This is a genomic window from Streptomyces sp. NBC_01296 (genome assembly GCF_035984415.1).
Classification (GTDB): Bacteria; Actinomycetota; Actinomycetes; order Streptomycetales; family Streptomycetaceae; genus Streptomyces.
Window position 1 is genome coordinate 4,292,761 of the sequence record NZ_CP130720.1, and the last position, 22,806, is coordinate 4,315,566.

Sequence of the window (22,806 nt, forward strand, 5' to 3'; positions counted from 1 at the left end):
GTTTCTCGGAGACCGAGGTCTTCCGGGCTCCGGTCGTCGCCGGGCGGTGAACTACCGCCCGGCGACGGGTGGATCGTCGACGCGCTTTTGCGTTCCCCCGGTGAAAGTTGATAGTCATGGCGCCCGGTGCGTGTCATGACCGCGCCGTTCCATGGTGCAGGGGTGTCCTGGCCGCTGTTCATGGCCTTGCAGATCGCCGGGGGTTCGTAGGTCCACACCGGCTCGTGGAGCCCGGCTGATCGGGGAATGATGGCGAAGGATTACGACAGTCAGCTGCTGGAGTCGGTGTCGGTACGGCGCCGACGCATGCGGGATGCCCTGCTCTACGGGGCCCAGCGGGCCCGCCGTACGGCGGACGAGAAGCTCGGCAGGATATTCGCGGGCATCGCCATTGCGGCGCTTCTGTGCGCCGGTTGTGTGGGGTGGTCTTTCATCCAGCACACCCTGGCCAAGCAGAAAGAGCAGCAGGGGCAGCAAGAGCAGCGCTATGCACCGCAGTTGACGCCCTCACCGTCGATGTCACCGTCGAAGTCACCGTCGAAGTCACCTTCGCCGTCCTCCTCGAAGGCGAAAACGCCGAACAATCCGAAAGGAACGCACAAAGTGACGGAGTCGGCCCAGTGATAGGTTCTGCCGCGTGGTGAACGTGGGGGGCAAACAGCGTACGGAATTGAGCAGGATCACACTCGTCGGCGACCGCCGGCGCGTGGATCTCGTGCTGCCCGCGGACGAGCCCATCGGGCGGCTCCTGCCCGATGTCCTACGGCTGTTGGGCGACAAGGTCGGCGAGCGCCCGGCCGCCCGGCATCTGATCACCGCTGAGGGAACGGTTCTGCCGCAGGACGGGACCCTCGCGGGTGCCGCCGTGCCCGACGGCGCCGTGCTCCGGCTCGTCCGCGTGCACGACGCGCCCTCCGCGCCCGTCGTGCACGACGTCACCGACGAGCTCGCCGAGGACCTGGACGTACGCGCGTGGCGCTGGCGCTCCGAGGCCCGGCGGTGGACCTCGGGCCTGGCGGCGATCGTGCTGGCCGTGACCGCCGCCGTGCTCGCGCGCAGCAGCCAGGGCCCGGCCCCGGTGGCGGCCGCACTCGCGGTGGCGGCCGTGCTGGTCGCGGCCGTCGGCGCGGTCGCGGCCCGGATCGGCATCCGGGCCGGTCGGTCCGCGCAGCCGGGAAGCCGGGCGGGAGCCGAGGCGGAAGGCCAGGCAGCGCGCGACCTCGGCACCACCCTCCTGCTGACCGGTGGCGCGCTCGGCGTGTTCGCCGCGTGGACCGCCGCCGACGCGCACGCCTGGTCCGGGCCCGCACGGCTCGCCGCCGTGGCCGGCGCGCTCACCGTGACACTCGCGCTCCTCGGGCTGTTCTCGCAGCTCGGCAGGGGCGGTCTGATCGGCGCCGGAGCCGTCGCCGTCACCACCGGAGTGTGGGAGGCCATCGCGGCATTCCAGGCCGACCCGGCGCGCCTCGGCTCCGTCATGGCCGTCGTCTCCCTCGTCGTCCTCGGCCTGCTGCCCCGCCTCGCGCTGATGGCGGCCGGGCTCACCGGGCTCGACGACCGCCGCTCGGGCGGCGCCTCCGTCAGCCGCCACGAGGTCGAGACCGCCCTGGCCGCCACCCACCGCGGGCTGGTCCTGGCCACGGTCGCCGTCGCCGTGTCCGCCATGGCCGGCGGGCTGCTGGCCGTCACCTCGCCCTCGTGGTGGACGGTCCTGCTCGCGTCCGTGATGGTGGTCGTGCTGCTCTCCCGCTCGCGCGCCTTCCCCCTGATCGCCGAGGTCGTCACGCTGCTGGCCGCCGCCCTGGTGCTGCTCGTGCGCCTCGCGGTGCTGTGGATCGACCACGTCCCCGGCACCCCTGCCGGTCCGCTGGCAGCGCTCTGCGGGGTGGCGATCGTGCCGCTCGCCGTGCTGTCGGTCCGGCTGCCGGAACACGTCTGCGTCCGGCTGCGGCGCGCCGTGGACCTCGTCGAGACCATCGGCGTGATCGCACTGTTCCCGCTCGCGGTCGGGGTGTTCGGCGTCTACGTACGTCTGCTCCACCAGTTCTGAGCTCCAGGAGAGACCGCATGCCCCAGGACGACTGGCAGGGCGACCTACTGCGCGACCTGCGCAACCTCACCAACGACCCCGGCGAACCGGGACCGCCCGGGGAGCAGGCCGGCCGGCCCCCGACCGCATCCGCCGACGCGCCTGCGCAGGCCGGCGCACCGGGCCCGGCCGCCGACGCCCACCCGGCGCCCACGCCCGCGCCTGCGCCCGCCCCCGCGCCCGCCCCCAGGCCCCTGCCCGCGCCCGTCACCATGGAGCTCCCGCTCCCCGACGAGCTGGTCAAGGGCAAGCCGCTCAGCGGCGACTCCGCCGCAAAGCGGACCTCCCGCTCGCTGCGCCGCCTCGTCGGTTCCTCCGCCAGCCGCGAGGTGGAGGAGGCGACCCGCGTCGCGCAGGCGCTGCAGCAGCCGCTCACCACCGGCCGACAGATCGTCGTCACCAGCATCCGCGGCGGCGCGGGCAAGACCACCGTCGCCGCGCTGCTCGGCCACACCTACGCGCACTACCGTCAGGACCCCGTGCTGATGCTGGAGGCCGACCCGGCACTGGGCACCCTCCCGGCCAGGCTCGGCGTCACCAAGGTGCGCTGGACGACGAGTGACGTCGCGCAGCTCATCGACCCGTCGATGCAGCTCACCGACGTCGTCGGCTACCTCGTCCAGCTGCCCGACCGGGGCTGGCTCCTGCCCGGCAGCCAGGGCCGGGTGGGCAACCGGCTGGAACTGGAGGAGTACCGCACGGTGATGGTCGCGCTGCGCCGCTACTTCGGCGTCACCGTCGTCGACTGCGACACCCTCCCGAGCGAACTGTCCCGCACCGCCTTGTCGGCGGCCCAGGCCCGCGTGCTGGTCACCCCCGCCACCGCCGAGGGCATCACCGGTACCCGATCGGTGCTGGACTGGATGGCGTCGCTGTCGCGCCCCAGGATGCTGGAGAGAACCGTGGTCGTCGTCTCCCCGTCGTCCCCGCACATGACCCTCGATGCCACCGCGGCGCGAGAGCACCTCCGGCTCGACGGCGTGAAGGTACTGATGCTCCCCTACGACCGGCACCTCGCCACCGGGGGCCCGATCCGCACCGACCTGCTCGGCCAGGTCACGCGCGAGGCCGTCACCGAGCTTGCCGCCGAAGTCCTCACCCGAGCCATGAGCAGGCGAAGCAACCGATGAGCACCCGCATAGTCCACCGCCCCGCCCGCACCACCCGGCCGCTGCCCACCCCCGAGGCGCGCACCATCGAGCCGCCGCCCAACCTGCCCGAGGGCAAGACCGGCGGCGCCCTGCACACCCTCATGCCCATTGCCGGCGTGATGAGTTCCGTCGTGATGATGACGATGGTGCGCAACAGCCAGTTCGCCGGACTCGGCGCGATCGTGCTCCTCGTCACCGTCATCGGCTCGGTCGGCATGCTGCTGTCCCAGCGGGGCAAGGCCCAGCGCACCCGGCGCCAGCAGCGCGAGCGCTACCTGGAGTACCTGGAGGAGCTCCGCGAGGAGCTGGGCGCCGAGGAGCGCGAGCGCCGCGAGACGGCCCGGGTCCTCGACCCGCCGCCCGAGGCGCTCTACGACATCGTGCGCGACCCCGCGCGGCTGTGGGAGCGGCGCCGCCGCGACAGCGACTTCCTGCGGATGCGCGTGGGCACCGGTCGGATGCCCGTACGCCCCCTGGTCATCGGCGAGCAGGGCGGCAGCGTCCTCACCCCGCCCGACCGGTTCATGCTCAACGAGGCCGGGGCGCTGACGAATCGATTCTCCTCAGCCACCGACCTGCCCCTGACCATCCCCCTCGACCGCGCCGGCAACATCAGCGTCGTCGGCGACCGCGAGGGCGTCCTGCGCGTCGTACGCGCCCTGCTCACGCAGACCGCGGTCGCCCACGCCCCCGACGACGTCGCCCTCGCCCTCGCCTGCCCCGGCGACCGCATGACCGACTGGGCCTGGGCCAAGTGGCTGCCCCACATCCTCGACCCCGACGAGCACGACGGGCCCGTCAGCGCCCGCCGCATCGCCCCGGCGCTGGCCCCACTCGCCCGGCTCATGAGCCGGGACCTGCGCACCCGCGCCTCCTACGCCGCCGAGGTGCGGCGCGGCCTGTCCGGCAAGGACGCCCTGGAGATGACCGACCGGCTGCTGATCGTCAGCGACGAGTACGGTGACGACGCGCGCGAGCTGCCCCGCCCCGACGACGCCGTGAGCCTGCGGGACATGGGCGTCACCGTGCTGCACCTGGTGGCCGAGCGGGTGCAGGAGCCCGGCCAGGTCTCCCTGCGCATCACCGTCGACGGCGACCGGGTCCACATCGAGGACCTGCGCCCCGCCGAGCCCGTCACCGCCGACGGCACCGCCGACCAGGCCACCGCCCCCGGCGCCGAGGGCCTCGCCCGCCTGCTGGCCCCGCTGCGGCTGTCCCCCGAGTCCCTCGTCGACGCCCCGCTCTCCGGCCCCGTCGACTTCGCCGAGATGCTCGGCGTCGAGGACCCGGCCGCCCTGGACGTCAAGGAACTGTGGCGGCCCCGCGGCGAACGCGCCTTCCTGCGCGTACCGATCGGCATCAGCGACTCCCGCCAGCCGGTCCTGCTCGACCTGAAGGAATCCTCCGAACTCGGCATGGGCCCGCACGGCCTGTGCGTCGGCGCCACCGGCTCGGGCAAGAGCGAGCTGCTGCGCACGCTGGTGCTGGCGCTCGTCGCCTCGCACCCGCCGGAGGACCTCGCCATGGTCCTCGTCGACTACAAGGGCGGCGCCACCTTCGCCCCCTTCGCCGGCCTGCCGCACGTCGCCGGCGTCATCACCAACCTGGAGAACCAGGCCGGTCTCGTCGAGCGCGTCCACTCCTCCCTCGCCGGCGAGGTGAAGCGCCGCCAGCAGGTCCTCAAGGACGCCGGCAACATCGCCGACATCGGGCACTACGCCGCGCTGCGCGAGACCCGCCCCGACCTCGATCCGCTGCCGCACCTCTTCGTCGTCATCGACGAGTTCGGTGAACTCCTCACCGCCAAACCCGACTTCATCGACCTGTTCCTGTCCATCGGCCGCATCGGCCGCTCCATCGGCGTCCACCTGCTGCTCTCCAGCCAGCGCATCGAGGGCGGCAAGCTCAAGGGCCTGGACACGTACCTCTCGTACCGGCTCGGCCTGCGCACCTTCTCCGCCGACGAGTCCCGTACGGTGCTGGACACCACCGACGCCTTCCACCTGCCGCCCATCCCCGGTTTCGGCTACCTCAAGGTCGACACCAGCGCGTACGAGCGGTTCAAGGCCAGCTTCGTCTCCGGCCCCTACCACGGCCCGGTCGCCCGGGACCTCGAGGACAAGGGCCCGGCCGTACACCCCTACCCGGAGTTCAACACCCTCGGCGAGCCCGAGACGAGCCCCGGCGAGGGCCAGCCGGCCATGCGCCACCGCAACCCCGGGCCGACCGTCATGTCCGTCGTCGTCGACCAACTCCGTGACGCGGCCCGGCCCACCCGTGCCATCTGGCTGCCGCCGCTGCCCCGGGCCATCGCCCTGGACGCCTCGGCAGGTCCGCTCCGGGCCGGCGAGCGCGGCATCCAGCTGGCCGTCCGGCCGGGCCCGCTCAAGGTGCCGCTCGGCCTCCTCGACGACCCGGCCAAGCAGTGGCAGGGGCAGTGGGTCCTCGACCTCACCGTCGCCGGCGGCCACGCCGCCGTCATCGGAGGCCCCCAGTCCGGCAAGACCACCCTGCTGCGCACCCTGGCGCTGTCCCTCGCCATGACGCACACGCCGCGCGAGGTCGGCATCTACGGCCTCGACCTCATCGGCGGCGGCCTCGCCGCCCTTACCGGGCTCCCGCACGTCGGCGGCATCGCCGGCCGCGCCGACCGCGAACGCGCCGCCCGTACGATCGAAGAGATCCGCGGCATGCTCGCCGACCGCGAGGAGCTGTTCCGCGAACACGGCATCGACTCCGTCGAGCGGCTGCGCGAACTGCGCGCCGAAGGCCGGCTCCCCGAGCTGTCCTCGACCGAGATCGTGCTCCTCATCGACGGATTCGGCGCCCTGCGCGACGACTTCGACGAGATCGAGGACGCGGTCACCGACCTGCTCAAGCGCGGTGGCGGCTACGGCATCCACGTCGTCGCGGGCATGCTGCGCTGGAACGACGTACGCATCGCCACCCAGTCCCTGTTCGGCACCCGCGTCGAGCTGCGCCTGAACGACCCCGGCGACTCCAGCATCGACCGCAAGCTCGCCGAGACCCTGGCCCCGGACGAGAAGGGCCGCGTCCTGACCGACGGCAAGCTCTTCGCCCAGACGGCGCTGCCCCGCATCGACTCCCTCGCCTCGACCGCCGAGCTGGGCCCGGCCGTCGAACAGGCGGCCCTGGTGATCCGCTCGTCCTGGTCCGGCGACGGCGCCCAGCGGATCAGGGTCCTGCCCACCCGCATCCCCGCCGCCTCCCTGCCGTCCGTGACGGCCGAACCCAACCGGGTGCCGCTCGGACTGGACCAGACGGCCCTCGCGCCCGTCCTGCTCGACCTGTTCAAGCGCGACCAGCACCTGATCATCCTGGGCGACAGCGAGTGCGGGAAGACCAACCTGCTGCGCCTGGTCACCCAGGGGCTCATGGACCGCTACTCCGACGAGGAGATCGTCTTCGCGGTCATGGACCCGCGCCGGGGCCTGCGCAGGCTGGTCCCCGAGGAGTACCGCGGCGGTTACGCCCACAACTCCCGGCTGTGCGGTGCGCTGGCCACCGGTATCGCCGCCGAGCTCGAGAAGCGCATGCCCGACGACCTCGCCTCCCAGGACGCCCTCGCGTCCGGCACCTGGTACTCGGGTCCGCGCATCGTCATCCTCATCGACGACTACGACGTCCTCACCAGCGGCGGCCAGCAACCGCTCGCGCCGTTCGTGCCGTTCATCCCCTCCGCGCAGGACATCGGCCTGCACTTCGTCGTCACCCGCAGGGTGGCGGGAGCCTCGCGGGCGCTGTACGAGCCGTTCATGATGACGCTCCGCGAGAGCGGTACGACGGCGGTCGTCATGACCGGCGACCGGCAGGAGGGCCAGCTGTTCCCCGGCGTGTACGCGAACAGCCAGCCGCCCGGGCGCGGCACGCTCGTGCGCCGGGGCGAGCCGACCCGGCTGGTCCAGACGGCGCTCGCCGCCGCGGACGGCGACACCGAAACTCCGGCCGACCACGCATGACCAGGGGGAACACCGTATGACCAAGGACGTGATCGCGCTCACCGAGCGCATGCCGGACGCCCTGAGCATCCTGGCGGGCCTGCTCGCCGGCGGCCCGGACCTGACGATCGGGACCACCGGCGAGGGCGCCGTGATCCAGCTGTGCGACGCCGAGGGCCGGCCGCTCGTCTCGATCGAGGCGCCGCTGATGCTCCAGGTGCCGGGCGAGGCGGCCCGGCTGCTGGGGCCCGGCGCCGAGCCGTCCGGCGACGGCCCGGCGTGGTGGATCGAGGCCCGCGCCACCACGGGCCTCCCCCAGGCCGAACAGCTTGCGGGTGCCTTCGCGGCCCGTCTGACCATGCTTCTGGGCGGCCGGGTCTGGCCGCCGGACGCCCCCGGGACCGTCGGCGCGGCACGCCCGGTCGACGTCGCGGGCATCACGGCCGTACCGGTGCCCGCCGCTGCCCAGCCGGCCGTCGACATGCTCACCGACGAGGCCGCCGTCGTCCTCCAGGACCGCCCGGTCGTTCCCATGACGAGCTGGCTCTCCGAGGCGCTGCGGGCCACCGTGGAGAGCGACCGGTCCCTGCAGATCGTCACCCCGCCGCACTGCCGGCTCTCCCTGCCCACCCGCATGCTGCTGCAGACCGTGCCCTCGCGCTGGGTGGTGCAGGACGAGCGGTGCGGCTACTACGACGGGCTGACCGGCGCGGTGCTGCGCTGGCAGGACGGCGCCTTCTCCCCGGACCGGGACGAGAACGGCGAGTCCCCGGTGGCGGACGCCTTCACAGAGGTCCGGCCCAGCGGCGAGCGTCAGCTCATCGTCTCCTTCCGTACCCTGCACCAGCCCGAGGCGGACCTCGTCCTCGGCGGTGGGCTGGAAGCGGCATACCGGGCGCTGACCGGCGGCCCGCCGGCCGGCTGGGGGACGTCGGAGCCGGCCGGTCTGCCCTGGTCGCGGCGGCAGCTGACCGACCTGGCGTACGAGCGCGCCCCCCAGCCCACCTGGACGGTGGTCGTCGGCCCCCCGGACCGGCCGGCCGTCGCCACCCTGCGCGTGATCCGCACGGCGGAGGGGGTGGAGGAGGACGTCACCCTCACGGTGGGCTACGGCCCCGGTGAGGAGCGGCCCCTGGAGGCACTGCCGGAGCTGGCCGGCGAGCTGGTGACCCGGCACGGGCTCAAGACCATGATGTGCCAGCTGCGCGAGGCACGCCGGGACCTGAGCGCCCCGCCCCGCTTCGAGCACCCGCCGCTGCCGTACGCCTTCGTACTGGGCCCCGCGGAGGTCCGGGAGGCAGGGCGCGAGACCGCGAGCAGGACGCCGCTGAGTCAACGCCCGGTGCAGCTGGGCCCCAGCGCCCGGCCGGGCTACTACTACGCGCTCGGCGACGGCGAGACCGCCGAGAGCTGGACCGCCCTCGAACAGCTCGTACGTCATCTGCGCGGGGCTCCGCCCCTCTAGGGGGTGTCGTGGTGGCCCGCCGGTGGCACGAGGGCTGGGGAACGTGCCTCAGCTCTGTGCGGTGTCGTCGCCCGTCTGCCCGGCGTCCTCGGCGGCGCCGGCCTTCTCGCGCATCTTGCGCACCAGCTCCGCCTTCTGGTCGGCGGCGCCCCGGCGGTCGAGGTTGCGGTGCGGACCGTTGTTCTGCCGTTCGGCGCGGGACTGCCTCTTGCGCTGGCCGCCGCCTTGGCCCACGGGGTTGTTGATGTTCTTGCTCACGGTCATGGGTTCTCCCGGTCATGATGTGCAGTGATCTACGGATTCAACGGTGGGGGACGGGCGCGGCGACGTCGAAGGACGTCAGCAGGGGCCCGTCACGCTCTCACTCGTAAATCGGGGTCTGGAAGAACATGACAAAGACGGTACCCGGTTCCGTCGGCCGCGCTCACCAAGATTTTCGTGCCCGCTCAGTCTCCGGGCACCACGAGCCCTGACTCGTACGCCACGATCACGAGCTGCGCCCGGTCGCGCACCCCCAGTTTGCCCATGATCCGACTCACATGGGTCTTCGCGGTGAGGGGGCTCAGGGCCAGCGCGTCGGCGATCTCCGTGTTGTTGAGGCCCCGGGCCACGAGGGTGAGGACTTCCCGTTCCCGGCCGGAGAGCGGGTCGAGGGCGGCGGGGGCCGGGGCGGAACTCGGGGTGCGCAGGACCCGGGCGATCAGTCGGGCCGTCGGGCCCGGTGAGAGGAGCGACTCGCCGCCGGCCACCGTGCGGATGGCGGCCAGGAGTTCGGCCGGCCTGGTGTCCTTCACGAGGAAGCCGGAGGCCCCGGACCGCAGCGCTTCGACCACGTTCTCGTCGGTGTCGTACGTCGTGAGGACCAGGACCTTCACCCCGGCCAGGTCCTCGGTGGAGGCGATCAGCCGGGTCGCCTCGATGCCGTCGGTGCCCGGCATCCTGATGTCCATGACGACCACGTCGACCCGCTCGGCGCGGGCCAGTTCCACGGCCTCCCGCCCGTTGCCGGCCTGTCCGACGACCGTCATGTCGGGAGCCGATTCGACGAGCATCGTGAAGGCCGCCCGTACGAGCGTCTGGTCGTCGGCGAGCAGCACCCGGATGACGCGGTCCTGACCTTCGGGTGGCGTGGTCACGCGGATGCCTCCGGGGAACGGGGTGGACGGGGTGGCAGCGGCAGGCTCGCCGCCACTTCGAAGCCACCGCCGGAGCGGGGGCCCGTCCGCACGGTGCCGCCGACGCTGCGGGCGCGCTCGCCCATGCCGACGATGCCGAAACCCGGGGCGGTGGAACCCGCCCCCGGGCCCCGGCCGTCGTCGCTGACGGTGAGCCGCAGAGCCCCCTCCGCCGCCGCCACGCGGACCCGGACGGTGGCGGCGGGACCCGCATGGCGGACCGCGTTGGTCAGCGACTCCTGGACGATGCGGTAGGCGGCGGCCCCCACGGCCGGCGGGACATGGACTCCGCCGGTGTCCATCGTCAGTTCCGCCTCGGCCGTACGGACCAGATCGGGCAGCCCCGCGAGGTCCGGCAGCGGCCCGTGCTCATCGGCGCGGAGCACGGTCAGGGTCGTACGGAGCTCCGCGCGGGCCTCGCGGCAGGTGTCGGCGATGGAGTCCAGCGCCTCGGCGATCGCCGCCCGGTCGAGCCGGTCCGGGTCCACGGCGAGGACGTGGGCGGCGACCGACGTACGGACACCGATCAGCGTGATGCTGTGGGCCAGCAGATCGTGCAGGTCGCGGGCGATGCGCAGACGCTCCTCCGCGATCCTGCGGTCGGTGGCCTGTCCGACCCGGGTGCTCTCCTCGGCCAGGTACTTGCGGTAGTTGCGGACGGCGACGCCGAGCACGAGGGCCGCCACCAGCCAGCCGGAGGTGCGCAGGACGTCCAGGGCGCGGTGGACGCCGTTGGACGACATGGCGCTCACCGCGAAGCCCACGACGCACACGCCGACCGTCACCGTCCGGCGGACGGTGCCGGTGGCGGCCACCGTGTACAGGGCGAGCATCCCGGCCGGCATGGGGGCGGCGTGGGCGTTGTCGAGCAGTTGGTACGGGGCGATGCAGGCGACGGATCCGATCATCACCGCGAGCGGCCGGCGCCGCCGCCACACCAGGAGCAGGGCCGAGCAGGCGAGCAGGGCCCACCCGAGCGCGTCCGGCCGCATCGCGGTGTCGGCGTACGCCACGGCCCCGCAGAGCAGGGCGACACCGGCCGCGATCACCGCGTCGTTCCGCGTCGGGTGCGCGGCCGCCAGGGGGTCCTGGTGCAGTACGCGCAGTACGCGCGCGGCCGCGCTCGGGGGGTCGGTCACTTCTGCCACCGGGACATCGTCGCCCTCATCGCCGGTCGCCGACCAGTTCCGGCGCGGGTCCGGCCACCGGGGCCGAGGTACCGGAAGGCCGGCCCGGCCACCACACCCTGCGGCCGAGCAGCACACTGGCGCTGGTCACCAAGTACGTGCGGACCAGGAAGGTGTCCAGGATCACCCCGACCGCGACGACCGTGCCCATCTCCACGAACATCACCAGCGGCAGCGAGGCGAGCACCGCGAAGGTCGCCGCCAGGACGATCCCGGCCGAGGCGATCACTCCGCCGGTGGTGCGGAGCGCGGTCAGTGCGGCCCGCCTCGGCTCGGCGCCGCCCCGGGTCTCCTCGCGGGTGCGGTGCATCAGGAAGATGCCGTAGTCGACGCCGAGGGCGACCAGGAAGACGAAGGTCAGCAGCGGCAGGCCCGGGTCGACGCCGGTGAAGCCGAAGACCGGGCCGAAGACCAGTCCGCCGATGCCCAGCGCCGCGCCCCACACCAGCACGACGGCGGCGACCAGGAGCAGCGGGGCGACCAGGCTGCGCAGCAACAGCATGAGGACGAGCAGCACCGAGGCGAGCACGAGGGGGATGACGATCAGGCGGTCGTGGGCGTTGGTGGTGGCCAGGTCGAGTTGCCGGGCGCTCGCGCCGCCCACGTGCGCGCCGTCGAGTCCGGCCCGCAGCCGTTCGATGACGGCGCTCTCCCCCGCGGACTCCGGCGCGGCCTCGGCGGTGACGGCGATCTCGGTCCAGCCGCCGCCGCTGCGGCCCCGCTCGGCGCCGGCGACGCCTTCGACGGACCTGGCTTCGGCGAGGATCCGGTCGGCGGCTGCGGTGGGCGCCATGACCTCGATGGGCCGGCTGCTGCGATCCGGGAAGGCCTTGGCCAGCGTTCCCATGGCGGCGATCGACTCGGGCTTGCTGGTGAAGCTGTCCTCCCTCTTGAGCGCACCGGGCAGGCTGAACACACCGAGCGCCAGCGCGCCGAGCAGCACGACTCCCGTGACGAGCACGACGACCGGCCGCTTGCCTGCCGAACTCCCCATCACGGCAAAGACGTTGAAGGTGTACTGCTTGGGTTCGCTGCCGTACGCGGGGATCAGCGGCCAGAACACCCGCCGTCCGAGCAGCACCAGGACCGCCGGCAACAGCGTCATCATCGCGATGAGCGCGCACAGTACGCCCACCGCGCCGACCGGGCCGAGACCGCGGATGTTGTTGAGGTCGGCGGCGAGCAGACAGGCCAGCCCCGCCACGACCGTCCCGCAGGAGGCCAGCACCGCCGGTCCGCAACCGCGCAGCGCGGTGCGCATCGCATCGTGGGGAAGGGGGGTACGGCGCAGTTCGTCGCGGTAGCGGGCGACGAGCAGCAGTGCGTAGTCGGTGCCCGCGCCGAAGACCAGGACCGTCATGATCCCGGCGCTCTGGCTGGTCACGGTGAGCCCGAAGCCCGAGGCGAGCCCGTACACGGCGGCCCGCGCGCAGACCGCGGCCGCCCCGACCACCACCAGCGGCACCAGCCAGAGCACCGGGCTGCGGTAGGTGAGGATCAGGAGCAGGGCCACCACCAGGCCGGTTGCCAGCATCAGCGTCCCGTCGATGGAGCCGAACACCTCCTTGGCGTCGACTTCGACGGCGCCGTCGCCGCCGACCCACACGCTCAGCCCGTCGCCACCGCGCGCATGGGCCCGTACGCCCTCGACGAAGGCCTTCCGCGCGGTGTCGTCCGTGCCGGGCGCGGCCGTGGACACCGCGTACATGAGGGTGGCGCCGTCCCCGGACGGAACACCGGGTCCGCGGAGGGTCGCGCCGAAGTCCCGGGGGTCCTTCGACCCGGCAAGCAGCACGGGGGGCTCGGCGGACCCTGTCCCCGCCGTACCCGCCGGGACCGTGACCGCCGCGACCTGCCGTTCGGCGGCGCCCCGGTCGGCGGCGGTCAGCCCGCCGTCGCGGTGGTAGACGAGCAGCACGCTGGTCACCTCGCCGCCGGGCAGGTTCTCCTGGAGCCCGGCCACCTGCGTCGAGTCGGCTCCCGACGGCAGATAGTCCGCCGTCCGGTCACGCTGTACGTCCGCGAGCTTGCCCGCGAACGACCCGGCGACGGCGATCGCGATCACCCACAGCGCCAGCACGCCCCAGGGAATCACCCTGCGGTATCCACCTGTTCGCCCCGCCTGCCCCATCTCGGGCCCCTCCCCATGGACTCGGCCCGGTGGCCCCGATGGCCCGCCCGGTTGCCTCCAGCGTCCCGCCCCCGAAGGGCCGTTCCCTCACGCCGACGCAGGAGATCGCCCCTACTCCCCCGGGCGTCCCGGACCCGCCCGTACTCCCCCGGGAGTAGCGCCCGCCCCCGCACCGGACCCGACGCTCGGGTGCCGCCGGGATGCCCGGGGGGACACGTGGGTCGTTGCTCGAGGCCCTCCAGGTTTCCGGGTCGGCCTACGGCTCCGCCGCGCGAAGCTGATGCTCGATGCCGTCGGCCCGGACACCACCGCCGCCGCGCTGCGCTGCGGACGTCTGCTCGCGCGCCTGCGCCTCACCGATGCGTGCGGCCGGCCGCTGTGCGCCCGGGTACGGCCACCGCTCGTCGAATGGTCCGCCCCGGCTCGATGGCCTGACCCCGTGGCTGACCCCGCGGCCTGACAGGTCAGGAATCGAGAAGCCCGGCCGCTGCGCCGCGGCTAGCGTGATGGTCATGGACATCACCATTCACACGACCGCCCTCCCGCACGACGACCCGGACGCCGCCGTCGCCTTCTACCGCGACGCCCTCGGCTTCGAGGTCCGCAGCGACGTCGGCCAGGGCAAGATGCGCTGGATCACGGTCGGCCCCGTCGGCCAGCCCGGCACGTCCATCCTCCTGGCGCCGCCGGCCGCCGACCCCGGGATCACCGAGGACGAGCGCCGCACCATCGTCGAGATGATGGCCAAGGGCACCTACGGCTGGATCCTGCTGGCCACCCGGGACCTCGACGGCACTTTCGAGAAGGTGCAGGCCACCGACGCCGAGGTCGTCCAGGAGCCGACCGAGCAGCCGTACGGCGTACGCGACTGCGCCTTCCGCGACCCCGCGGGCAACCTGGTCCGCATCCAAGAGCTGCGCTGACCCCGGCCGCCGCCGGACCGCTCCCCCGCCCTCCCCTCACCGGCGAACACAGCGCCACCGCCCGCCAGTTGAAGGCCGGCCCGGTGATCGTGAACATCGATGAACGGAGTCCCCCCATGTGCCATCCTGCGTGGATGAGCGCACTCACCGCCGCGCAGCGCCTGAGCGACCTCGCCCGGCTGCGGCGCGTTCGCGACCGGATCGACCGGGAGTACGAGCAGCCTCTCGACGTCGAGGCGCTCGCCCGCGGCGTGAACATGTCGGCCGGGCACCTCAGCCGCCAGTTCCGGCTGGCCTACGGCGAGTCGCCGTACTCGTACCTGATGACGCGGCGCATCGAGCGCGCGATGGCGCTGCTGCGTCGCGGCGACCTCAGCGTCACCGAGGTCTGTTTCGCGGTCGGCTGTTCGTCGCTGGGCACGTTCAGCACCCGCTTCGCCGAGCTGGTCGGCATGCCGCCCAGCGTCTACCGGCGCCGCGCGGCGGACGGGGCGGCGGGCATACCGTCGTGCGTGGCGAAGCAGGTCACCAGACCGGTCAGGAATCGAGAAGCACCGGCGACCGGGCCGGAACTAGCGTGATCGGCATGAACTCCCTCGCATCCGTCACCCTCGAGGTGGCCGACCACACGGCCGCCGACCGCTTCTACACCGCCTTCGGCCCGGGCGCCCGGGTGCGCCTGCAGGCCTCGGAGGCACCGACATCCGGCTTCCGCGGCTTCGCCCTGGCGCTCACGGTGTCCCAGCCCGCCACCGTCGACGCATTCCTCGGCGCCGCCCTCGACGCCGGCGCCACGGCGCTGAAGCCCGCCTCGAAGTCCTTCTGGGGCTACGGCGGCGTCGTACGGGCCCCCGACGGGACGATCTGGAAGGTCGCCACCTCGGCGAGGAAGGACACCGGCCCGGACACCCGGCAGATCGACGAGATCGTGCTCCTGCTGGGATCGGCGGACGTGTCCGCGAGCAAGCGGTTCTACGTCGGCCAAGGCCTCGCCGTCGCGAAGAGCTTCGGCAGCAAGTACGTCCAGTTCGACGCCCCTTCGGGCGGCGTCAAGCTGGCGCTGTACGGGCGCCGCGCCCTCGCCAAGGACCTCGGCGTCCCCGCCGACGGCGCCGGATCCCACCGGCTCGTCCTGGGCAGCGGTGCCGGCCCCTTCACCGACCCGGACGGGTTCGCCTGGGAGGCCGCATCGATGGCGCCCACGCCCTGATCCGTCACCGCAGAAACGTCACCGCCGACCGATGGGCACCGTACGACTGGAGGAAGCATGACAAGCGCGCCGCCACGTGGGCTCGAGGAGAGGCTGCGGGACACCCGCGCCCAGCTCATCCCCCTCGCCGCCGTCCTGGCCGCCGCCGGGAACGCGGCCGAGCCGGCCGGCGCCCAGCGCAAGCTCGCCCGCTGGTACTGGTGCGGAGTGTTCGGGGAGCTGTACGGAGGCTCGACCGAGACCCGGTTCAGCCAGGACCTGCCGGACGTCGTGGAGTGGATCCGCGGCAGCGACCAGGAGCCGCGCACGGTCACGGCCGCGCAGTTCGCGCCGGGCCGGCTGCTGACCCTGCGCACCCGCCAGAGTGCCGCGTACAAGGGCATCTACGCGCTGCTGCTCAAGGCCGGGGCGGCCGACTGGCGGACGGGCGAGCCGGTGAAGGTGACCGACTACTTCGACGAGGCCGTCGACATCCACCACATCTTCCCGAAGGCGTGGTGCGAGCAGAACGGGTTCAAGTCGGAGATCTACAACTCCATCGTCAACAAGACCCCCCTGACCTCACGCACGAACCGGATCATCGGCAGCCAGGCTCCCTCCGCCTACCTGACGCAGCTGGCGAAGACCGCCGAGATCGGCCCGGCGGAGCTGGACGCGCACGTCCGCACCCATGTCGCCGACCCCGCCCTCATGCGCGCCGACGACTTCGACGGCTTCTTCGCCGCCCGCAAGGCGGCCCTGCTCGCCGCGATCTCGGGCGAGATGGGCAAGGCGATCCTGACGGACGCCGAGTCCGAAGCCGACGCCGCCTGGGTGTCCTGAGTCCGCAGCCGGATCGCCGGTCGGGGTTGAGGAGGAGCGGGGCCTCCTCCGCCCGCCGCCGCCCGGTCAGCGGGTGGCGGCGCGGGTGCGGGCTCGCCAGCGGACGTACTGCTCCTCCGGATCGCCCGTGTACGCCCACGGGACCCGGGTGGCCCGGCCGTCCAGGAGGTCGAAGACCGTGGCCGCGTCCGCGAGCATGTCGGCGTGGACCAGGCCGTGGGCCAGGTGGTTGAGGTCGGCCACGTCCTGGGCCTGCGGGGCCGTACGGGGCCAGATCCAGCGCTCCATCGTCGTCCGCAGGTCCCAGCGTCCCGCGTCGCCGCTCCAGTGGTGCAGCAGGTCCAGGCTGTTCCTGCCCTCGCCCTCGGCCCGGTGCCGGTACTGCTCCGCCCGGGCCACCTGCGGCAGGACCGCGAGCGGCGAGCCCAGCGGGGCGGCGGCCGCGCGGTCCCGCGCGAAGTTGTACGCCTGGCCGTGCGAGCCGTGCCAGCGGGCGGACATGTAGCGCAGCCCCTGGTGGTGCGCCTCCCGGTGGTACGGGTCGCGGGCGCAGAGCTCCTGCCACCACCGGCCCATGGAGGCGTGCCCGCCCTCGTACAGCCGCGCCAGGGTCACCAGCGAGACCCACGGATGGGGGTCCTCCGGGGCTGCGTCGGAGGCTTGCAGGCAGATCCGGGCGGTCCAGTCGAGGCGGTTCACGGCCGGCATCGTCCCGCGCCGGGCGACCGCGAACATCCGCATCACCTCGATGTCCGCGCGGAGCACGACCGCGTCGGGGCTGTCCGGCTCGGAAGCCTGCCAGGCCTCCGCGACCCGCCGGTCCGCGGCGGCGTCGGCCAGCAGCCGGATCCGGTGGCTGCGCCGGTCCCAGTCGCGGGGCGCACCGGCCGCGAGCAGGTCGCGCAGGCCCTGCCAGCGGCCGGCGGCGACGTCCTGGCAGGCCTCCGACAGGGCCTTGTCGCCGAATGCGGGATCGTACTGCGGTGCCGCCGGGGAGCGGCGGCGTTTCCAGGCCATGGCCATGCGGACTGGACCCTCCTCGGATCGACGGACCCAACCAGCTGGGGACCTGCGGGACTGCGGGCGTACGGGCCGACGGCTCAGAAGTCGGTGAGGAGTTCGTCGGAGCGGCCCGTGCCGGCCCGGGAGGAGGGGTCGAGGTCGGTGACTCCGTACGAGGCGTCCACGGCCCGGGCGCGTTCGGGGTCCAGCGGGACCGCCTCGTAGTACGAGCGGCCGTGCTGCCGGTACCTCAGCATCGGCACGACGCCCAGCACGAGCGTTCCGAGCCCGATGCCGAGGGCGAGGGCGTTCAGCTCGGTCAGCGACCGGACGAAGATCCACACCATGAACAGACCGCCGCCCAGCGGCCACAGGCCGATGAGGAGCAGGTTCCCCACGGACGCGAACAGCTGCTTGCGGTGGACCACGACGGCGGAGAACGCGGCGAGGCCGTAGTAGAAGCAGATCAGCAGGCCCACGCCGCTGACCGCGTCGGCGAGCAGCCGCGCTCCGGAGCCGGAGCCCGTGCCGGAGCCCAGATTGGCCGCGACGGTGAGGGCGAGGGCGACGCCCGCGACGACCGCGGTGGCGGTCCACGGCGTCCGGCTACGGGAGTGGATGCGGCCGAACGCCGGGGGCAGGGTGCGGTCGCGGCCCATGGCGAACAGGGTGCGGGTGGCCTGGATGAGCGAGGTCTCCAGCGTGGCGACGGTGGAGAGCAGCACCGCGAGGACGAGCAGCCGGCCGCCCCAGCCGGGCCAGACCGCGTCCCCGAGGACGGTGAGGAAGGACTCGGGGTTCTGCCGTACGACGTCGGTGCCGACGAGGATGTTGACGGAGATGGTGAAGACGACGAACAGGGCGAAGCACGTCACGACGCCGATCACCCCGCCGAACCCGGAGCCGCGGCGGCCGCTGCGGGTCTCCTCGCCGAGGTTGCTGGTGACGTCCCAGCCCCAGTAGGCGAAGACGGCGATCAACGCGCCGGTCACGAAGTGGTGTTGGCCGTCGAAGTGGCCGAATCCGAACCAGGAGAGGGAGAAGTCCGCCACGTTGCCGTCGGTGGACAGGGCGGCGACGGCGAAGGCCAGGAGCAGTACGAGCTGCGTCCCGGTGACGGCGGTCTGGGCATGGGCGCTGATCCGGGCGCCGTACATCACGACGCCGGCCACGAGCAGGAACCAGCCCGCACCGACCGCCGTGGCCAGGGCGGTGTGGCCGGCCGCCGGGACCCCGAAGAGGGACAGCGTCGCGGCGCCGGCGGGCAGGGCGGTGGAGGCCATGAACACGGTGGCGGAGACGACGAGCGCCCAGCCGCTGAGGAAGCCGAGGGAGGGATGCAGCGACCGGCCCGTCCAGGCGTACGAGGCCCCGGCGTTCGGGTCGAGGCGGCCCAGGTGGCGGAAGGCGAGGGCGATGCCGAGGACGGGGAGGGCGCAGTACAGGAGGACCGCCGGGCCGGCGACACCGACGGCTGCTATCAGTGCGGGGAAGGTGCCCGCGATGGTGTAGGCCGGGCCGCAGCCCGCCACGGCCATCACGACGGAGTCGAACGTGCCCAGCGCGTCGGCCCGCAGACTCCCTCCGGCACCAGAGTGCTTGCTCACGATCACGTCTTTCCTGGATGCGTACCAAGGGAAAGGGGGAGGGAGAGAGGAAAGAAAGGGTGAGGGAAAGGGGAGGCGGGAAAGGGGGCCGGGGTAAATTCGTGGGAGGCCCGGCGCGTCGGAAATTCGGGCGGCTTCGCGGTGGCGTTCCCGTCCCTTGCAGAGCCGACCCGGTTGCGGATCGCACGACCGGGCGGCTGAACAGGAACCAGATCCTGCCCAAACCGCCCAGGAAGCGCAAGGGTTCGAGCGAAGATTCCGACGATCGACCCGGTTATTGATATTCGAATCAATGCAAGCTTTCCCGGTCCACCGAGGAATCACTGGTGATCCTCGACAAGACCGGAACCGGGCCCGGCGGTTCGGCGGGTGCGGGTCAGTCGCCCAGGACGGACCCCAGGTCGATCCGTGCCAGGCGCTCCGGGTCCGTGAGGATGTCGAGCGCGACGATCTTTCCGTCCTTGACGGTGAACGCCATGAGTGACAGCGGCTTGCCTTCCGCCATGGCGAGCACCCCGGGAAACCCGTTGACGAAGACCGGGTGGGCGGCCGCTGCGAACCGGGCGAACATGACGGCGTTCGAGGCGACGTCGGTCGCACCGCGCCGGACGGCGCTGGGGCGCAGCGTGCCGCCGTCGGAGCGGGCCACGACATCGGGGTCGAGGAGGTCGACGAGCGCGTCGAGGTTCCCGCCGCGCGAGGCGGTGAGGAAGGCCTCCACGACCTCCCGGGTGCGCACCAGGTCGGCGTCGGGGGCGGGCGCGGCCCCCTGGACCCGGCGGCGGGCGCGGCTGGCGAGCTGCCGGGTGGAGGCGGCGCTGCGGCCGAGGACCGGGGCGATCTCGTCGAACGGGACCGCGAACAGGTCGTGCAGGACGAAGGCGAGCCGCTCGGCGGGAGCCAGGGTCTCCAGGACCACCAGCAGCGCGATGCCCACGGAATCGGCGACGAGGACCTCGTGCTCCGGATCGACGGCTGCGAGCCGCGTGACGACCGGGTCGGGCAGCCGGACGTGCCCGTCCTGGCCCTGCAGCGGATCCTCGCGCCGCGTGGTGCGCGAGCGCAGCATGTCCAGGCACACCCGGCCGACCACGGTGGTCAGCCAGCCGCCCAGGTTGTCCACGGCGGTGACGTCCGAGCGGCTCAGCTTCAGCCAGGCCTCCTGCACGGCGTCCTCGGACTCGCTGATCGAGCCCAGCATCCGGTAGGCCACGGCCCGCAGATGGGGGCGGTACTCCTCGAAGCGCCGGGCCAGCGCGTCCTGCTCGCTCACCTGTCACGTCCTCGCGTCGTTGATCGTCGGTGCACGCATGGACGGTAACCGGACGGTGCGTCATGTGCGCGTGGATTGCGGCCGGATGTCTTGTCCCTGTACGCCTTGCGCAGCCCGGTGGCCGTGATGGCCGGCGGACCGGGGCGGTGGTTTCACTGGGGGCACCTCCCAGCGGTAGCTGGGGGAGAAACACGGCCCCCACTGGATGGCGCACGGGGTACCGACCCTCCCCGGGGTCCGCATCGTGGACAACTACGCTCGGGACATGAACGCAGAAGCTGCCCACGCGCTCGCCGCCGTGAAAGACGCCGACCGGAAGCACGTTTTCCATTCCTGGTCGGCGCAGGAGCTCATCGACCCGCTCGCCGTGGCCGGGGCCGAGGGCTCGTACTTCTGGGACTACCAGGGCAACCGCTTCCTCGACTTCTCCAGTGCCCTGGTCTACACGAACATCGGCTACCAGCACCCCAAGGTGACCGCTGCCATCCAGGAGCAGGCGGCCAAGCTCTGCACCGTCGCGCCCGGCTTCGCCGTCGACGTCCGCTCGGAGGCGGCCCGGCTGATCGCCGAGCGCACCCCGGGCGACCTCGACAAGATCTTCTTCACCAATGCGGGCGCCGAGGCCGTCGAGAACGCCGTACGGATGGCCCGGCTGCACACCGGCCGGCCCAAGGTGCTGTCCGCGTACCGCTCGTACCACGGGGCCACGTCCACCGCGATCAACCTGACCGGTGACGCCCGCCGCTTCGGCAACGACAGCGCGACCGCCGGCGTCGTGCACTTCTGGGGGCCCTTCGCCTACCGCTCGCCCTTCTACGCGGCCACCGAGGCCGAGGAGTGCGAGCGTGCCCTGCGCCACCTCGAGGACACCATCGTCTTCGAAGGCCCGCAGTCCATCGCCGCGATCATCCTGGAGACCGTCGGCGGCGCCCCGGGCGTGCTCGTGCACCCCGACGGCTACCTCGCCGGGGTCCGCGAGCTCTGCGACCGCTTCGGCATCGTCTTCATCCTGGACGAGATCATGGTCGGCTTCGGCCGCACCGGGAAGTGGTTCGCCTCCGAGCACTGGGACGTCACCCCCGACCTGATCTGCTTCGCCAAGGGCGTGACCAGCGGATACGTCCCGCTCGGCGGGGTCGCCATCTCGGCCGCCATCGCCGAGACCTTCGCCCGCCGGCCCTACCCGGGCGGGCTGACGTACTCCGGGCACGTGCTGGCCTGCGGAGCCGCCGTGGCGACGATCAACGTCATGGAGGAGGAGGGCATCGTCGAGCAGTCCGCCCGCACCGGAGCGGAGCTGCTGGGGCCGGGCCTGCGCGCCCTCGCCGAGAAGCACCCCTCGGTCGGCGAGGTCCGCGGTCTGGGCACGTTCTGGGCCCTGGAGCTCGTACGGGACCGGCAGACGCGCGAGCCGCTCGTCCCGTACAACGCCTCGGGGGCGGACAACGCGCCCATGGCCGAGTTCGCCGCCGCCTGCAAGAAGGGCGGGCTCTGGCCGCTGACCGCCGGCAACCGCATCCACGTCGCCCCGCCCTGCAACATCGGCCCGCAGGACGTGGCCCAGGGCCTCGCGATCCTCGACGAGGCGCTGTCGGTCGCGGATACGCACACCGTCTGACCTGCTGCGCTGTGCGGTCGCCCAAGCCGTGGGTGCCGGTGTTCGGATGATCTGTACGGGTAACAACGCCCTTCGCGCATGTTGCAATCCGAAGCAGCACCTACGGACCGGGATGCACGTCAGTCCCGGGGCGGCCCCTCGGGGCCGAACGGCGGGGAGCGGGACGTCCTGCGGTCAGGGGCGGGCGCTGGACGCCGGGCGTACGGGATCCAGACCACCGGACTCCGTGTTCCCGAGGCACCGAAGGAAGACACCATGAGCAAGCACGTCCTGGCGCAGAACCAGTACGGCAAGGCCGAGAACCGCATCGTCAAGGTCACCCGCAAGGGCGGCGACGGTTCGTGGCACGAGATCCGCGACCTCAACGTCTCGGTCGCGCTCCGCGGCGAGTTCCGCGACGTCCACCTGACCGGCGACAACGCCAACTGCCTGCCGACGGACACCACCAAGAACACGGTGTACGCCTTCGGCAAGGAGCACGGCATCGCCTCCCCCGAGGCCTTCGGCATCCTGCTCGCGAAGCACTTCGTCTCCTCCCAGTCGCCGATCCGCGAGGCGCAGATCCGGATCGAGGAGTACGCCTGGGAGCGGATCCCGGTCCCGACGCGCAAGGAGCAGCACTCCTTCGTCCTCAAGGGCCAGGAGGTGCGCACCGCGCAGATCACGTACAGCGAGACGACCGGCCTGCAGGTCATCTCGGGCCTGAAGGACCTGACGGTGATGAACTCGACGAACTCCGAGTTCCACGGCTACATCAAGGACAAGTACACGACGCTCAAGGAGGCGTACGACCGCATCCTGGCGACCAAGGTCACCGCGCGCTGGGCGCACTCGGCGCTGGCCGCGGACGACTCCGCGTACGACTGGGACCAGTCGTACAAGAAGGTCCGCAAGAACATGCTGGAAGCGTTCGCGGAAACCTACTCGTACTCGCTGCAGCAGACCCTCAACCAGATGGCCGAGCGGGTGCTCGACCACTGCCCGCGGGTCAACGAGGTACGCCTGAACCTCCCCAACAAGCACCACTTCCTCGTCGACCTGGAGCCCTTCGGCCTCAAGAACGACAACGAGGTCTACTTCGCGGCGGACCGGATGTACGGCCTGATCGAGGGCACCGTGCACCGCGACGGCGTGCAGCCGGTGATCGCGACGAGCGACTGGATCGTCGCGTAGGTCGCGCGGGTCGCGCAACGG

Annotated in this window: 18 protein-coding genes and 1 pseudogene; 12 read left to right on the forward strand and 7 right to left on the reverse strand. The window is 72.6% G+C overall.

The window, feature by feature from the left end; translation table 11 throughout:
* Positions 1-249 precede the first annotated feature (249 nt).
* From OG299_RS19345 to OG299_RS19365, 5 genes are read left to right on the forward strand one after another with little or no spacing between them, the layout of a single operon-like run.
* Positions 250-624 carry a hypothetical protein gene (locus tag OG299_RS19345; RefSeq protein ID WP_327364551.1) on the forward strand — a complete coding sequence of 125 codons (375 nt, stop codon included), beginning with the start codon at positions 250-252 and terminating at the stop codon, positions 622-624.
* Between the two features lie 13 nt (positions 625-637).
* Entirely contained in the window at positions 638-2,050 is a 1,413-nt protein-coding gene (gene eccD / locus OG299_RS19350) for a type VII secretion integral membrane protein EccD (RefSeq protein WP_442817518.1), read from the forward strand.
* Positions 2,051-2,067: 17 nt separating this feature from the next.
* Positions 2,068-3,219 (forward strand): MinD/ParA family ATP-binding protein, encoded by a 1,152-nt coding sequence (locus OG299_RS19355; protein WP_266627268.1) that lies wholly within the window; start codon positions 2,068-2,070, stop codon positions 3,217-3,219.
* Positions 3,216-7,220, forward strand: coding sequence for a type VII secretion protein EccCa (eccCa, locus tag OG299_RS19360; protein ID WP_327362122.1), 4,005 nt, complete (start codon positions 3,216-3,218; stop codon positions 7,218-7,220). The genes OG299_RS19355 and eccCa overlap by 4 nt, the downstream gene beginning before the upstream one ends.
* 16 nt (positions 7,221-7,236) lie before the next feature.
* Positions 7,237-8,664, forward strand: coding sequence for a DUF6177 family protein (locus tag OG299_RS19365; RefSeq protein ID WP_266627272.1), 1,428 nt, complete (start codon positions 7,237-7,239; stop codon positions 8,662-8,664).
* 48 nt (positions 8,665-8,712) lie between these two features.
* Here the strand turns inward: OG299_RS19365 and OG299_RS19370 are convergent, their stop codons facing one another.
* From OG299_RS19370 to OG299_RS19385, 4 genes are all read right to left on the reverse strand, one after another.
* Positions 8,713-8,928, reverse strand: coding sequence for a DUF6243 family protein (locus OG299_RS19370; RefSeq protein WP_266627274.1), 216 nt, complete (start codon positions 8,926-8,928; stop codon positions 8,713-8,715).
* Between the two features lie 182 nt (positions 8,929-9,110).
* On the reverse strand, positions 9,111-9,716 hold the full coding sequence (locus OG299_RS19375) for a response regulator (protein ID WP_442817594.1): 606 nt from the start codon (positions 9,714-9,716) through the stop codon (positions 9,111-9,113).
* A gap of 80 nt (positions 9,717-9,796) precedes the next feature.
* Positions 9,797-10,987, reverse strand: a complete 1,191-nt coding sequence (locus OG299_RS19380) for a sensor histidine kinase (RefSeq protein ID WP_327362124.1) — start codon at positions 10,985-10,987, stop codon at positions 9,797-9,799.
* 16 nt (positions 10,988-11,003) lie between these two features.
* Entirely contained in the window at positions 11,004-13,157 is a 2,154-nt protein-coding gene (locus tag OG299_RS19385; protein WP_327362125.1) for an MMPL family transporter, read from the reverse strand.
* Positions 13,158-13,437: 280 nt separating this feature from the next.
* Between OG299_RS19385 and OG299_RS19390 the strand changes: the two genes are divergently transcribed.
* From OG299_RS19390 to OG299_RS19410, 5 genes and pseudogenes are all read left to right on the forward strand, one after another.
* Positions 13,438-13,617: a DUF5990 family protein gene (locus OG299_RS19390; protein WP_442817519.1), complete on the forward strand. Its 180-nt coding sequence runs from the start codon at positions 13,438-13,440 to the stop codon at positions 13,615-13,617.
* A gap of 52 nt (positions 13,618-13,669) precedes the next feature.
* Complete coding sequence (locus tag OG299_RS19395; RefSeq protein ID WP_266627282.1) at positions 13,670-14,080, forward strand: VOC family protein; 411 nt, start codon at positions 13,670-13,672, stop codon at positions 14,078-14,080.
* Positions 14,081-14,214: 134 nt separating this feature from the next.
* Positions 14,215-14,661: a helix-turn-helix transcriptional regulator gene (locus tag OG299_RS19400; RefSeq protein ID WP_266627284.1), complete on the forward strand. Its 447-nt coding sequence runs from the start codon at positions 14,215-14,217 to the stop codon at positions 14,659-14,661.
* 5 nt (positions 14,662-14,666) lie between these two features.
* Positions 14,667-15,290, forward strand: coding sequence for a glyoxalase (locus OG299_RS19405; protein WP_327362126.1), 624 nt, complete (start codon positions 14,667-14,669; stop codon positions 15,288-15,290).
* Positions 15,291-15,401: 111 nt separating this feature from the next.
* Positions 15,402-16,112, forward strand: a pseudogene (locus OG299_RS19410) (hypothetical protein); the annotation flags it as partial.
* Positions 16,113-16,178: 66 nt separating this feature from the next.
* On the opposite strand, the gene OG299_RS19415 reads toward OG299_RS19410, so the two are convergent.
* The 3 genes from OG299_RS19415 to OG299_RS19425 form a co-directional block, all read right to left on the reverse strand.
* Entirely contained in the window at positions 16,179-17,135 is a 957-nt protein-coding gene (locus OG299_RS19415) for a hypothetical protein (protein WP_323179045.1), read from the reverse strand.
* 77 nt (positions 17,136-17,212) lie between these two features.
* Positions 17,213-18,721 carry an APC family permease gene (locus OG299_RS19420; protein ID WP_327362127.1) on the reverse strand — a complete coding sequence of 503 codons (1,509 nt, stop codon included), beginning with the start codon at positions 18,719-18,721 and terminating at the stop codon, positions 17,213-17,215.
* A 376-nt stretch (positions 18,722-19,097) separates the two neighbouring features.
* Positions 19,098-19,994 (reverse strand): sigma-70 family RNA polymerase sigma factor, encoded by an 897-nt coding sequence (locus OG299_RS19425; protein WP_327362128.1) that lies wholly within the window; start codon positions 19,992-19,994, stop codon positions 19,098-19,100.
* A 265-nt stretch (positions 19,995-20,259) separates the two neighbouring features.
* Between OG299_RS19425 and OG299_RS19430 the strand changes: the two genes are divergently transcribed.
* Together OG299_RS19430 and pucL are read left to right on the forward strand one after the other, a co-directional pair.
* On the forward strand, positions 20,260-21,612 hold the full coding sequence (locus OG299_RS19430; protein ID WP_327362129.1) for an aspartate aminotransferase family protein: 1,353 nt from the start codon (positions 20,260-20,262) through the stop codon (positions 21,610-21,612).
* A 255-nt stretch (positions 21,613-21,867) separates the two neighbouring features.
* Positions 21,868-22,785 (forward strand): factor-independent urate hydroxylase, encoded by a 918-nt coding sequence (gene pucL, locus OG299_RS19435; protein ID WP_327362130.1) that lies wholly within the window; start codon positions 21,868-21,870, stop codon positions 22,783-22,785.
* Positions 22,786-22,806: the final 21 nt, after the last annotated feature.

What these genes read in the sequence shown, in the direction of transcription:
- OG299_RS19370 (WP_266627274.1), bottom strand. Translation starts at nt 8,928, where the DNA reads ATGACCGTGAGCAAGAACATCAACAACCCCGTGGGCCAAGGCGGCGGC.
- OG299_RS19415 (WP_323179045.1), bottom strand. Translation starts at nt 17,135, where the DNA reads ATGGCCATGGCCTGGAAACGCCGCCGCTCCCCGGCGGCACCGCAGTAC.
- OG299_RS19375 (WP_442817594.1), bottom strand. Translation starts at nt 9,716, where the DNA reads ATGCTCGTCGAATCGGCTCCCGACATGACGGTCGTCGGACAGGCCGGC.
- OG299_RS19345 (WP_327364551.1), top strand. Translation starts at nt 250, where the DNA reads ATGGCGAAGGATTACGACAGTCAGCTGCTGGAGTCGGTGTCGGTACGG.
- OG299_RS19395 (WP_266627282.1), top strand. Translation starts at nt 13,670, where the DNA reads ATGGACATCACCATTCACACGACCGCCCTCCCGCACGACGACCCGGAC.
- OG299_RS19405 (WP_327362126.1), top strand. Translation starts at nt 14,667, where the DNA reads ATGAACTCCCTCGCATCCGTCACCCTCGAGGTGGCCGACCACACGGCC.
- OG299_RS19390 (WP_442817519.1), top strand. Translation starts at nt 13,438, where the DNA reads ATGCTCGATGCCGTCGGCCCGGACACCACCGCCGCCGCGCTGCGCTGC.
- OG299_RS19430 (WP_327362129.1), top strand. Translation starts at nt 20,260, where the DNA reads ATGAACGCAGAAGCTGCCCACGCGCTCGCCGCCGTGAAAGACGCCGAC.
- OG299_RS19365 (WP_266627272.1), top strand. Translation starts at nt 7,237, where the DNA reads ATGACCAAGGACGTGATCGCGCTCACCGAGCGCATGCCGGACGCCCTG.
- OG299_RS19355 (WP_266627268.1), top strand. Translation starts at nt 2,068, where the DNA reads ATGCCCCAGGACGACTGGCAGGGCGACCTACTGCGCGACCTGCGCAAC.
- OG299_RS19385 (WP_327362125.1), bottom strand. Translation starts at nt 13,157, where the DNA reads ATGGGGCAGGCGGGGCGAACAGGTGGATACCGCAGGGTGATTCCCTGG.
- OG299_RS19400 (WP_266627284.1), top strand. Translation starts at nt 14,215, where the DNA reads ATGAGCGCACTCACCGCCGCGCAGCGCCTGAGCGACCTCGCCCGGCTG.
- pucL (WP_327362130.1), top strand. Translation starts at nt 21,868, where the DNA reads ATGAGCAAGCACGTCCTGGCGCAGAACCAGTACGGCAAGGCCGAGAAC.
- eccCa (WP_327362122.1), top strand. Translation starts at nt 3,216, where the DNA reads ATGAGCACCCGCATAGTCCACCGCCCCGCCCGCACCACCCGGCCGCTG.